The sequence below is a fragment of the Flavobacterium filum DSM 17961 genome, from assembly GCF_000425465.1.
Lineage (GTDB): Bacteria > Bacteroidota > Bacteroidia > Flavobacteriales > Flavobacteriaceae > Flavobacterium > Flavobacterium filum.
The window spans coordinates 91,044-102,621 of the sequence record NZ_AUDM01000008.1 but is presented as its reverse complement, the minus strand read 5'-3'; the positions used below and the strand labels follow the sequence as shown (position 1 = coordinate 102,621).

Here is an 11,578-nt window from a genome sequence, read left to right as displayed (position 1 = left end):
ACTATTATTCCTCTAAACGGATATCTAAACCAAGACCTTTTAATTCGTGCATTAAAACGTTGAATGATTCCGGTAAACCTGGTTCCGGCATTGGCTCTCCTTTTACGATAGCTTCATATGTTTTAGCTCTACCGATTACATCATCTGATTTAACCGTTAAAATTTCTCTCAAGGTACTTGAAGCTCCATAAGCCTCAAGAGCCCAAACCTCCATCTCTCCAAAACGCTGACCTCCAAATTGAGCTTTACCACCCAATGGCTGTTGTGTAATAAGTGAGTAAGGACCAATTGAACGTGCGTGCATTTTGTCATCAATCATGTGACCTAATTTAAGCATGTAAATCACCCCAACAGTAGCCGGTTGGTGGAAACGTTCTCCGGTTCCTCCATCGTATAAATAAGTATGTCCAAATCTTGGAATACCTGCTTTATCTGTTAGCTCATTAATTTGATCGATAGTAGCACCATCAAAAATTGGAGTGGCATATTTTTGACCTAAATTCATACCTGCCCATCCTAATACGGTCTCATAAATCTGACCAATATTCATACGAGAAGGTACCCCAAGAGGATTCAACACGATATCAACCGGCGTTCCGTCTTCTAAGAAAGGCATATCCTCATCTCTTACGATACGAGCAACAATACCTTTATTTCCGTGACGACCTGCCATTTTATCACCCACTTTCAATTTACGTTTCTTAGCAATGTAAACTTTGGCTAATTTTAAGATACCGGCTGGTAATTCATCTCCAACTGTAATGGTAAATTTCTCTCTTCTTAAAGCCCCTTGTAAATCGTTTAATTTGATTTTATAATTGTGAATCAAATCATTAACTAATACATTGGTTTCTTCATCAGCAACCCATTGACCTTTTGTTAAATGAGCAAAATCTTCTACTGCATTTAACATTTTTTGAGTGTATTTTTTACCTTTTGGTAAAACTTCCTCTCCAAGATCATTCATTACTCCTTGAGAAGTTTTTCCGTTTACGATGTTGAATAATTTATCAACTAATTTATCTTTTAACTCATTGAACTTCACTTCAAATTCCATTTCTAATGAAGCCAAATCATCTTTATCTTTTGTACGCTTACGTTTATCTTTAACGGCTCTTGCAAATAATTTTTTATCTAAAACAACACCGTGTAATGAAGGAGAAGCTTTTAACGAAGCGTCTTTAACATCACCAGCTTTGTCACCAAAGATGGCACGTAATAATTTTTCTTCCGGAGTTGGATCTGATTCTCCTTTTGGTGTAATCTTTCCGATAAGAATGTCGCCAGGTTTTACTTCAGCTCCAATTCTGATCATTCCGTTTTCATCCAAATCTTTAGTTGCTTCTTCAGAAACGTTAGGAATATCATTGGTTAATTCTTCATTACCTAATTTTGTATCTCTAACTTCCAATGAATAATCATCGATGTGGATAGATGTAAAAATATCATCACGAACTACTTTTTCAGAAATTACAATTGCATCCTCGAAGTTGTATCCTTTCCATGGCATGAACGCCACTTTTAAGTTTCTTCCGATGGCTAATTCTCCTTTTTGAGTAGCATATCCTTCACACAATACTTGACCTTTAGTAACTCTATCCCCTTTTCTAACAATTGGTTTTAGGTTGATACAAGTACTTTGATTTGTTTTTTGGAATTTGATTAATTGATATGTTTTTTCATCTGCATCAAAACTTACCATTCTCTCTTGTTCCGTTCTATCATATTTAATGGTAATTTTTTCTGCATCAACATATTCTACTACTCCATTTCCTTCGGCATTAATTAACACTCTAGAATCAGAAGCTACTTGACGCTCTAAACCGGTACCAACAATTGGAGATTCAGGACGTAACAATGGTACGGCCTGACGCATCATGTTTGATCCCATCAACGCACGGTTCGCATCATCGTGTTCCAAGAAAGGAATTAACGATGCAGAAATCGATGCAATTTGGTTTGGAGCAACGTCTGTATAATGAACAACATTTGGTTCAACTACCGGAAAATCGCCTTCTTCACGAGCAATAACTTTATCAGCAGTAATTTTACCGCTACCATCCATTTCAATGTTTGCCTGAGCAATCATTTTACCTTCTTCCTCTTCTGCACTTAAGTAAATTGGTTCCGATTTTAAATCAACCACACCATTCGTAACTTTACGGTAAGGAGTTTCGATGAATCCCATTCCATTTACTTTCGCATAAACCCCAAGTGAAGAAATCAAACCAATGTTTGGTCCCTCAGGCGTTTCAATCGGACAAAGACGTCCATAATGTGTATAGTGAACGTCACGCACCTCGAATCCAGCTCTTTCTCTCGAAAGACCACCAGGTCCAAGTGCAGACAATCTTCTTTTGTGTGTAATCTCAGCCAATGGATTAGTTTGATCCATAAATTGAGATAACTGGTTGGTTCCGAAGAAAGAGTTGATAACCGAAGATAATGTTTTAGCATTAATCAAATCGATTGGCGTAAACACCTCGTTATCTCTAACGTTCATTCTTTCGCGGATAGTTCTAGCCATACGAGCAAGACCTACACCAAATTGTGCTGAAAGTTGTTCTCCAACAGTTCTAACACGACGGTTTGATAAGTGATCAATATCATCAATCTCGGCTTTAGAGTTGATTAATTCGATCAAATATTTCACGATGGTGATAATATCCTCTTTGGTCAACACTTGTTTTTCCATTGGGATATCCAAACCTAATTTTTTGTTCATTCTATAACGACCAACTTCACCTAAGTTGTAACGTTGATCGGAGAAGAACAATTTATCGATAATACCACGAGCAGTTTCTTCATCAGGCGGTTCTGCATTACGCAACTGACGGTAGATGTGCTCAACGGCTTCTTTTTCTGAGTTGGTTGGATCTTTTTGTAACGTGTTGTGGATAATGGCGTAATCAGCTTGGTTATTATCCTCTTTGTGTAACAAAATAGATTTCACATTAGAATCGATGATTTCTTCCACATTATCTTTATCAATAATGGTATCACGATCTAAAATGATTTCGTTTCTTTCGATAGAAACTACTTCTCCTGTATCTTCATCTACGAAATCTTCATGCCAAGTGTTTAACACACGAGCCGCTAATTTACGTCCGATGTATTTTTTTAATCCTGTTTTAGATACTTTAATTTCCTCTGCAAGGTCAAATATTTCAAGAATATCCTTATCTCTTTCAAAACCAATTGCACGGAATAAAGTAGTTACAGGTAATTTTTTCTTTCTATCGATATACGCGTACATCACATTGTTGATATCGGTAGCAAATTCTATCCATGAACCTTTAAAAGGAATAACACGGGCAGAATATAATTTGGTTCCATTTGCATGGAAAGACTGTCCAAAGAATACACCAGGCGAACGGTGTAATTGTGAAACAACAACTCTTTCTGCACCATTAATTACGAAAGTTCCACTTGGAGTCATATATGGAATGGTTCCAAGGTAAACATCTTGTACAATTGTTTCAAAATCTTCGTGCTCCGGATCGGTACAATATAGTTTCAATCTAGCCTTTAGCGGAACACTATAGGTCAAACCTCTCTCAATACATTCTGATATAGAGTAACGAGGTGGGTCAACAAAATAATCTAAAAATTCGAGTACGAAATTGTTTCTGGTATCGGTAATTGGAAAATTTTCCATGAAGGTGTTGTATAGACCTTCGTTGCCTCTTTCATCTGATTTGGTTTCCAATTGGAAAAAATCTTGAAATGATTTCACCTGAATATCAAGAAAATCCGGATATTGAGGGATATTTTTAGTAGAGGCAAAATTCAATCTTTCAGTCTGATTTGTTATCATCAATGGACAAAATTTTGATTAAAAAAAAGTAATTTTTGTGTGATTACACTGTTTAAGTTATACTTTCTTTTTTAAAACCGATACATCTCTTAAAATAAATGGTATAATTCATTTAAATTTTTTCTTCGTATCGATCAAAAATTTTTTCGTATATTAAACTAATATGATAATAAAACTTGATTCTATTTTATTATACGAAAAATGGTTTAGGTCGTTGGAGGTTAATCCAAGACCTAAACCTAGTTTTTAAAACCTAAGTTAGCTTATTTAAGCTCAACTACAGCTCCAGCTTCTTCTAAAGATTTTTTAAGACCTTCAGCCTCATCTTTAGAAACTCCTTCTTTAACATTTGCAGGAGCAGCATCAACTAAATCTTTAGCTTCTTTAAGACCTAAACCTGTTAATTCTTTAACAGCTTTAACTACAGCTAATTTAGAAGCACCAGCATCTTTCAATACTACTGTGAATTCAGTTTGCTCTTCAGCAGCAGCAGTTTCACCACCACCTACAGCAGGACCAGCAACTACTGCAGCAGCAGCAGGCTCAATACCATACTCATCTTTTAAAATTGTTGCTAATTCGTTAACTTCTTTAACTGTTAAGTTAACTAATTGTTCTGCGAATTGTTTCAAATCTGCCATTTTTTCTATCGATTTAAATAGTTTGTAAAATATAATTTATTAAGTGCGTTCTCGCGGGGTTCTTATCTTTCCGATAAGGTTTTAACAATTCCTGCAATTTTACCTCCACCTGATTTAAGTGCAGATACAACATTTTTAGCAGGAGATTGAAGAATACCGATGATTTCTCCGATAACTTCTTCTTTTGATTTAAGAGCTACAAGTGCATCTAATTGGTTGTCACCAATAAATACAGCTTGATGAATATAAGCTCCTTTTAAGATTGGTTTATCTGATTTTTTACGGAATTCTTTAATGATTTTTGCAGGAGCATTTCCATTCTCTGCAATCATTATTGAAGTATTTCCTTTTAATATTGAAGGTAAATCTCCATAATCGTTTGAAGAAGCTTCCATTGCTTTTTCCAATAAAGTGTTTTTTACAACATTTAATTGGATTCCGGCTTTGAAACAAGCTCTTCTTAAATTAGAAGTGGTTTCAGCATTAAGATTAGAAATATCTGCAATGTAAACTACATTACTATCAGCCAACTGTGCAGTTAAATCTTCAATAACTCTTGATTTTTCTTCTCTAGTCATAATATACTTGTTTAACTACCAATTAAACTGCTTTAGGATCTAAAGCAATTGCAGGACTCATAGTACTAGACAAGTGAATAGACTTGATATAAGTACCTTTTGCTGCAGTTGGTTTCATTTTGATTAATGTTTGAATAATTTCGTGAGCATTATCTACAATCATGTCAGCATTGAAAGATACTCTTCCAATACCAGCGTGAACAATACCGGTTTTGTCAACTTTAAAGTCGATTTTACCTGCTTTCACTTCTTGAACAGCTTTTGCAACATCCATCGTTACCGTACCTGTTTTAGGGTTTGGCATTAAACCTCTAGGTCCTAAAACACGACCTAATGGACCTAATTTACCCATTACAGCAGGCATAGTGATGATTACATCAACATCTGTCCAACCATCTTTAATTTTTTGTAGATAATCATCTAAACCTACGTGGTCTGCACCAGCAGCTTTAGCTTCAGCTTCTTTATCTGGAGTAACAAGAGCTAGAACTCTAACATCTTTACCAGTTCCGTGTGGTAAAGCTACCACACCTCTTACCATTTGATTCGCTTTTCTAGGATCAACTCCTAATTTTACTGCGATATCAACAGACTCATCAAATTTTGCAGAAGCAACTTCTTTTAATAATGCAGAAGCATCTTTTAAAGAGTATAATTTGTTCTTCTCAATTTTTGCTGCAGCCTCTTTTTGCTTTTTTGTCAATTTTGCCATGTCTTTCTCTTAATTAAAAAGGAGCAGCTCCTGTTACAGTTATACCCATAGAACGTGCAGTACCGGCTATCATACTCATAGCAGACTCAATAGTAAATGCATTTAAATCTACCATTTTGTCTTCGGCAATTGTTCTAATTTGATCCCAAGTAACGCTAGCTACTTTTTTACGATTTGGTTGACCTGAACCTGACTTTAGCTTTGTTGCATCCAATAATTGGATAGCAGCTGGTGGAGTTTTTACAACAAAGTCAAATGATTTGTCTTTGTAAACAGTAATTTGTACTGGTAAAACTTTGCCGGGTTTATCTTGGGTTCTAGCATTAAACTGCTTACAGAATTCCATGATGTTAACCCCAGCAGCTCCCAAAGCAGGTCCAACCGGTGGCGAAGGATTCGCGGCACCTCCCTTAACTTGTAGTTTAACTACTTTACTAACTTCTTTAGCCATTGTGTTTTAAAAAATTTAGCACATCTCAATTGGAAGCAAGATGCGGTTTATAATAATGTAACAAATTATACTTTTTCAACTTGCACAAACCCTAACTCTAATGGTGTTTTTCTTCCGAAAATTTTAACCATTACTTCAAGTTTACGCTTTTCTTCATTGATTTTTTCAACAGTTCCATTGAATCCGTTAAAAGGTCCATCAATTACCTTGATTGTTTCACCAACAGTGAATGGAATATTTTGATTATCAGAAGTGATTGCTAATTCATCAACTTTACCTAACATTCTGTTTACTTCAGATGCTCTTAACGGAACAGGATCTCCACCTTTTACTTCACCTAAAAATCCAATTACACCCGTTATTGATTTTATAATATGAGGAATTTCTCCCATCAAATTAGCTTCAATCATAACATAACCAGGAAAGTAAACCTTTTCTTTTGAAATTTTCTTACCCTCTCTTACTTGAACAACTTTTTCAGTAGGCACAAGTACTTGAGCAATATAATCACCCAAATTAAGACGATTGATTTCAGTTTCGATATAAGATTTTACCTTATTTTCCTGACCACTTACAGCTCTTACAACATACCACTTTTTTAAACTACTATCAGCCATAACTGGTTTATCCTTTAATCAAATTAAAAAATCCTGATATTGCTTTTCTAAAAACTTCATCTACTCCCCATGTAGCTAATGCAAATACAACTGTAAAAACAGCTACAATAATTGTCAAACGTTGAACCTCTGACCATGGAGACCAAGTTACATTTGATTTTAATTCTTCGAAAGCTTCTGTTATGTAATTAACAACTTTTGTCATTATGATTTCATTTTGCACGGATGGAGAGATTCGAACTCCCATCAACGGTTTTGGAGACCGCTATTCTACCCTTGAACTACACCCGTTTGTTAAAAGCCAGCGGTATAATAAAATACCGACTGGCTTTTTAATTATTTAAATTATTCAACAATTTCAGTTACCTGACCAGCACCAACTGTTCTACCACCTTCACGGATAGCGAAACGTAATCCGATGTTAAGAGCGATTGGGCTTAATAAAGTTACATCAATAGTTAAGTTATCTCCAGGCATAACCATTTCAACTCCAGCTGGTAAAGAAATAGTACCAGTTACGTCAGTTGTTCTTACATAGAACTGTGGACGGTAGTTGTTGTGGAATGGCGTGTGACGACCACCTTCTTCTTTTTTCAAGATATACACCTCAGCTTTGAATTTAGCGTGTGGTTTTACTGAACCTGGCTTACAAATTACCATACCTCTACGGATATCAGCTTTGTCAATACCTCTCAATAAAAGACCTACGTTATCTCCAGCCTCACCTCTATCAAGGATTTTACGGAACATTTCAACCCCTGTAATTGTTGAAGTCAATTTATCTGCACCCATACCGATGATTTCAACTGGGTCTCCAGTATTAGCAACACCAGTTTCGATACGACCTGTAGCAACAGTTCCACGACCAGTAATTGTAAATACGTCTTCAACAGGCATCAAGAATGGTTTAGCGTTATCACGCACTGGCTCTTCGATCCATGCATCAACAGCTTCCATTAATTCCATGATTTTTTCAACCCATTTAGCATCTCCGTTTAATCCTCCTAAAGCAGAACCTTGGATAACTGGACCATTATCTCCATCATATTCATAGAAAGACAATAAATCTCTAATTTCCATTTCAACTAACTCTAAAAGCTCAGCATCATCAACCATGTCCACTTTATTCATGAATACAACGATTCTTGGAATACCTACCTGACGTCCTAAAAGGATGTGCTCACGTGTTTGTGGCATTGGACCATCTGTAGCAGCAACTACTAAGATAGCACCGTCCATTTGAGCAGCACCAGTAACCATGTTCTTAACGTAATCCGCGTGACCTGGACAGTCAACGTGAGCATAGTGACGGTTAGCTGTTTCATACTCAACGTGTGAAGTATTAATAGTAATACCTCTTTCTTTCTCCTCAGGAGCGTTATCAATTTGATCAAACGATTTTGCTTGACAGAAACCTTTTTCAGACAATACTTTAGTAATTGCTGCAGTTAATGTAGTTTTACCGTGATCCACGTGTCCAATTGTACCAATATTTAAGTGCGGTTTGGAACGATTAAAATTTTCTTTTGCCATTTTACTTAATTTTTAATCTTAGTTATATAATAGTGTTAAAATCTTACAATTTTGAGCCAATGACGGGATTTGAACCCGTGACCTCTTCCTTACCAAGGAAGCACTCTACCCCTGAGCTACACCGGCAGGAAATTTTAATTCATTTGTTTAAAATGTGGGGAGAGCAGGATTCGAACCTGCGAAGGTTTCCCAACGGATTTACAGTCCGTCCTCGTTGGCCGCTTGAGTATCTCCCCTCAATTTTTTAAACTTTTAATGAACATGGATGTTTTTTCAGAAACAAATTCTTACAAAACATTTTCAATAAATACTTTTCTTTGAGCCGATAGAGGGACTCGAACCCACGACCTGCTGATTACAAATCAGCTGCTCTAGCCAGCTGAGCTACACCGGCGTTACTCAATAAAAAAAGTCCGCTATTTCTAACGGACTGCAAATGTATAGATTTTATTTGTCAATCAAAACATTTTTGAAAAAAAATTTATTTTACAAATGTGTTCTGATTTTTTCTTTTCTTTTTAACAATAAACGCTCTAACGATTCTGCAGAAGAGTCAACTGCTTCTTCAAACGATTTACATTGTTTTTTTACCATAAAATCATCTCCGGGTACATGCATTTTTATTTCAACAATTTTATTTTCCTTTTCACTGGTAGATTCTACTTTTAAATACACATCAGCAACCACAACTTTGTCATAATATTTTTCTAACTTATCTAGTCTTATTTGAATAAAATCAATTAATTTTCTATCCACATTAAAGTTTACTGCATTAACATTTACCTTCATAATTTAATTTTTAAGTTAAACAAATTGAATTATTTTGAATTTCGAGGATGGGCTTCTAAATATATTTTTTTTAACTCAGCAAGGTTACTGTGCGTATATACCTGAGTAGAAGCTAAACTTGAATGTCCTAACAATTCTTTCACTGAATTCAAATCGGCTCCGTTGTTTAATAGATGCGTTGCAAACGTGTGACGCAAAATATGAGGGCTTTTTTTTACCTTCTCGGAGACATTACTAAAGTAGTGATTTATTAATCGATATACAAATGTATTATTTAATTTAACACCATTTTGTGTGACAAAAAGTGATTGTTCTGCGTTAATTAATTGAATTTTATTGCGTTGTAAAATATAACTCTCTAATTGATTTTTAACAATTGGCAACAATGGAACAATTCTTTCTTTGTTTCTTTTCCCGATTACTTTTAACAATGACTGTGAAAAATCAATTGATTGAACTGTTAAACTCAATAATTCTGCTCTTCTGATACCTGTTGTATAAAACAAATCAATAATTAATTTATCTCTACAACCCTCAAATCCATCAGGATATTGAATTTGATTCAACACTAAATCTACTTCTTTCTCAGAAAAAGGAATTTGCACTTTCTTTGGCGTTTTTAAAGCTTTATGTTTAAGAAGGGGACTTTTTTCTATTACTTTAATACGTAATAAAAATTTATAATATGATTTTAGAGAAGAAATCTTTCGATTAACAGATGTAGTTGACAAATTGTTATCAATTAATGAAACTATCCAACTTCTAATTTGTGGATAATCTACAAAATCTATTGAATCTTGTTCAAAATGAAGTTGGTTGAACGCTTCAAAATCTTCTAAATCTTTCATGTATGCTTTGACAGTATGCAAAGAATAGTTTTTCTGCATGTGTAGATAATCCTGAAAAGCATTTAAATTTGATTGCATAAAAAAAACGTTAGCATCAAAGTTACAAAACTTCTCTTACTAACGTTTTTAAATTGTATAAAAAATACTAATTACATCTCAACACTGTCTCTCAATGTTTGAATATATTGTGCTTTTTGAACTTGTGCTCTTCTAACAACAGATGGTTTAGTGAAAGCTTGACGTGCTCTTAACTGACGAACAGTTCCTGTTTTGTCAAATTTTCTTTTGTAACGTTTTAACGCTCTGTCGATATTTTCTCCGTCTTTAATTGGTATAATTAACATAATCTGGACACCTCCTCTCATTTAGTGGGTGCAAAAGTAATATTATTTTTTAATTATAAATTAAAAAACCAAATTATTTTACGGCAGGCTTATAATTCTGATTGTCGATTATCATCTTAGACAAAATCTCTTTTAAAATCTCAGATGTTCCTCCACCTATTGGTCCTAATCGACTATCTCTAAGCAAGCGAGCTAAAGGATATTCTTCCATGTAACCATAACCACCAAGCATTTGAAGACAACTATAAATTGTTTCATCAGCTACTTTAGTAGATTTTAACTTTGCCATTGTTGCTTCTTTAACGACATATTCACCGCGATTTAAGCGGTCAACTGCGGCATAATTAAAAACTTTACAATGTTCAACATCTGTAGCATGTTCAACTAATGTGTGGCGTAACGCTTGAAATTTACTGATTTTTGAACCAAAAGCTTCTCTTTGATCCATATATTCAATAGTATAATCAAGAGCGTATTCTGCTCTAGCATGAGCATTAACCGCCATGATCAATCGTTCCCAAGCAAAATGTTGCATGATATAGGGAAAACCTTTCCCTTCTTCACCCATCAAATTTTCCAATGGAATTTCAACATTATCAAATGAAATCTCAGCTGTATCGGATGCTCTCCATCCTAATTTATCAAGCTTAGTTGCGGCAATTCCGGAGGTTTTAGTATCTACTAAAAAAATACTTATTCCTTTATTACCCAATTCAGGTTGCGTTTTTGCTGCTACCACATAGTAATCTGCATACACACCATTCGTTATAAATGTTTTTGAACCATTTATAACATATTTATTATCCTTTTTTACTGCGGTAGTTCTCATGCCGGCAACATCACTTCCTCCGAAAGGCTCGGTAATACAAAGTGCACCAATTTTATCACCGGAAATACTAGCTGATAAATATTCTTGTTTAATGCGTTCGTCTCCTTCAGCATTTAAATGTGTCATAGCTAAATATGCATGGGCCCACATGGCTGCAGCAAAACCGGAAGATTTTATTTTTTGTAATTCTTCAAGAAAGATTACCGTATAGAATAAATCCAAGTTCATTCCTCCATACGCTTCAGGATAAACTAATCCAAAAAAGCCCATATCACCGAACTTTTTCCAAATAAAACGTTCAATGGTTCCTGTTTTCTCCCATTTTTCAATGTGTGGAACAACTTCTTTTTGCAAAAAATCTCTGAAAGTAGCTCTGAATAAAAGATGTTCTTCTGTAAAGTAATTTGAATTCATATTAA

12 protein-coding genes and 4 tRNA genes are annotated in these 11,578 nt (G+C 34.9%); all 16 read right to left on the bottom strand.

What is annotated here, in order from left to right:
• Positions 1-4 precede the first annotated feature (4 nt).
• Complete coding sequence (gene rpoB, locus H601_RS0105780; protein ID WP_026710623.1) at positions 5-3,817, bottom strand: DNA-directed RNA polymerase subunit beta; 3,813 nt, start codon at positions 3,815-3,817, stop codon at positions 5-7.
• Between the two features lie 263 nt (positions 3,818-4,080).
• Positions 4,081-4,458 (bottom strand): 50S ribosomal protein L7/L12, encoded by a 378-nt coding sequence (gene rplL / locus H601_RS0105775; RefSeq protein ID WP_026710622.1) that lies wholly within the window; start codon positions 4,456-4,458, stop codon positions 4,081-4,083.
• A 62-nt stretch (positions 4,459-4,520) separates the two neighbouring features.
• The gene (gene rplJ, locus H601_RS0105770) at positions 4,521-5,036 is read right to left on the bottom strand and encodes a 50S ribosomal protein L10 (protein ID WP_026710621.1); all 516 of its coding nucleotides are present in this window, start codon (positions 5,034-5,036) and stop codon (positions 4,521-4,523) included.
• Between the two features lie 22 nt (positions 5,037-5,058).
• Positions 5,059-5,748, bottom strand: a complete 690-nt coding sequence (gene rplA / locus H601_RS0105765) for a 50S ribosomal protein L1 (RefSeq protein WP_026710620.1) — start codon at positions 5,746-5,748, stop codon at positions 5,059-5,061.
• A 13-nt stretch (positions 5,749-5,761) separates the two neighbouring features.
• On the bottom strand, positions 5,762-6,199 hold the full coding sequence (gene rplK / locus H601_RS0105760; protein ID WP_026710619.1) for a 50S ribosomal protein L11: 438 nt from the start codon (positions 6,197-6,199) through the stop codon (positions 5,762-5,764).
• A 65-nt stretch (positions 6,200-6,264) separates the two neighbouring features.
• Complete coding sequence (gene nusG / locus H601_RS0105755) at positions 6,265-6,816, bottom strand: transcription termination/antitermination protein NusG (protein ID WP_026710618.1); 552 nt, start codon at positions 6,814-6,816, stop codon at positions 6,265-6,267.
• Between the two features lie 7 nt (positions 6,817-6,823).
• Positions 6,824-7,021 carry a preprotein translocase subunit SecE gene (gene secE, locus H601_RS0105750; protein WP_026710617.1) on the bottom strand — a complete coding sequence of 66 codons (198 nt, stop codon included), beginning with the start codon at positions 7,019-7,021 and terminating at the stop codon, positions 6,824-6,826.
• 15 nt (positions 7,022-7,036) lie between these two features.
• A tRNA-Trp gene (locus H601_RS0105745) sits at positions 7,037-7,107 on the bottom strand.
• A 54-nt stretch (positions 7,108-7,161) separates the two neighbouring features.
• Positions 7,162-8,349 carry an elongation factor Tu gene (tuf, locus tag H601_RS0105740; protein ID WP_026710616.1) on the bottom strand — a complete coding sequence of 396 codons (1,188 nt, stop codon included), beginning with the start codon at positions 8,347-8,349 and terminating at the stop codon, positions 7,162-7,164.
• Between the two features lie 54 nt (positions 8,350-8,403).
• Positions 8,404-8,475, bottom strand: a tRNA-Thr gene (locus H601_RS0105735).
• Between the two features lie 29 nt (positions 8,476-8,504).
• Positions 8,505-8,585: transfer RNA gene (locus H601_RS0105730), tRNA-Tyr, on the bottom strand.
• Positions 8,586-8,669: 84 nt separating this feature from the next.
• Positions 8,670-8,743 (bottom strand) — tRNA-Thr (locus tag H601_RS0105725).
• A 92-nt stretch (positions 8,744-8,835) separates the two neighbouring features.
• Positions 8,836-9,138 carry a ribosome hibernation-promoting factor, HPF/YfiA family gene (gene hpf, locus H601_RS0105720; protein ID WP_026710615.1) on the bottom strand — a complete coding sequence of 101 codons (303 nt, stop codon included), beginning with the start codon at positions 9,136-9,138 and terminating at the stop codon, positions 8,836-8,838.
• A gap of 29 nt (positions 9,139-9,167) precedes the next feature.
• Entirely contained in the window at positions 9,168-10,064 is an 897-nt protein-coding gene (locus tag H601_RS0105715) for a tyrosine-type recombinase/integrase (RefSeq protein WP_026710614.1), read from the bottom strand.
• Between the two features lie 71 nt (positions 10,065-10,135).
• Positions 10,136-10,330, bottom strand: a complete 195-nt coding sequence (gene rpsU, locus H601_RS0105710) for a 30S ribosomal protein S21 (protein ID WP_026710613.1) — start codon at positions 10,328-10,330, stop codon at positions 10,136-10,138.
• Positions 10,331-10,403: 73 nt separating this feature from the next.
• Positions 10,404-11,573, bottom strand: coding sequence for an acyl-CoA dehydrogenase family protein (locus tag H601_RS0105705; RefSeq protein ID WP_026710612.1), 1,170 nt, complete (start codon positions 11,571-11,573; stop codon positions 10,404-10,406).
• Positions 11,574-11,578: the final 5 nt, after the last annotated feature.

Excerpts from the sequence above, each read along its gene's own strand:
- rplL (WP_026710622.1), bottom strand. The coding sequence starts at position 4,458 with ATGGCAGATTTGAAACAATTCGCAGAACAATTAGTTAACTTAACAGTT.
- rpsU (WP_026710613.1), bottom strand. The coding sequence starts at position 10,330 with ATGTTAATTATACCAATTAAAGACGGAGAAAATATCGACAGAGCGTTA.
- secE (WP_026710617.1), bottom strand. The coding sequence starts at position 7,021 with ATGACAAAAGTTGTTAATTACATAACAGAAGCTTTCGAAGAATTAAAA.
- hpf (WP_026710615.1), bottom strand. The coding sequence starts at position 9,138 with ATGAAGGTAAATGTTAATGCAGTAAACTTTAATGTGGATAGAAAATTA.
- rplJ (WP_026710621.1), bottom strand. The coding sequence starts at position 5,036 with ATGACTAGAGAAGAAAAATCAAGAGTTATTGAAGATTTAACTGCACAG.
- rplK (WP_026710619.1), bottom strand. The coding sequence starts at position 6,199 with ATGGCTAAAGAAGTTAGTAAAGTAGTTAAACTACAAGTTAAGGGAGGT.
- nusG (WP_026710618.1), bottom strand. The coding sequence starts at position 6,816 with ATGGCTGATAGTAGTTTAAAAAAGTGGTATGTTGTAAGAGCTGTAAGT.
- H601_RS0105705 (WP_026710612.1), bottom strand. The coding sequence starts at position 11,573 with ATGAATTCAAATTACTTTACAGAAGAACATCTTTTATTCAGAGCTACT.
- H601_RS0105715 (WP_026710614.1), bottom strand. The coding sequence starts at position 10,064 with ATGCAATCAAATTTAAATGCTTTTCAGGATTATCTACACATGCAGAAA.
- tuf (WP_026710616.1), bottom strand. The coding sequence starts at position 8,349 with ATGGCAAAAGAAAATTTTAATCGTTCCAAACCGCACTTAAATATTGGT.
- rpoB (WP_026710623.1), bottom strand. The coding sequence starts at position 3,817 with ATGATAACAAATCAGACTGAAAGATTGAATTTTGCCTCTACTAAAAAT.
- rplA (WP_026710620.1), bottom strand. The coding sequence starts at position 5,748 with ATGGCAAAATTGACAAAAAAGCAAAAAGAGGCTGCAGCAAAAATTGAG.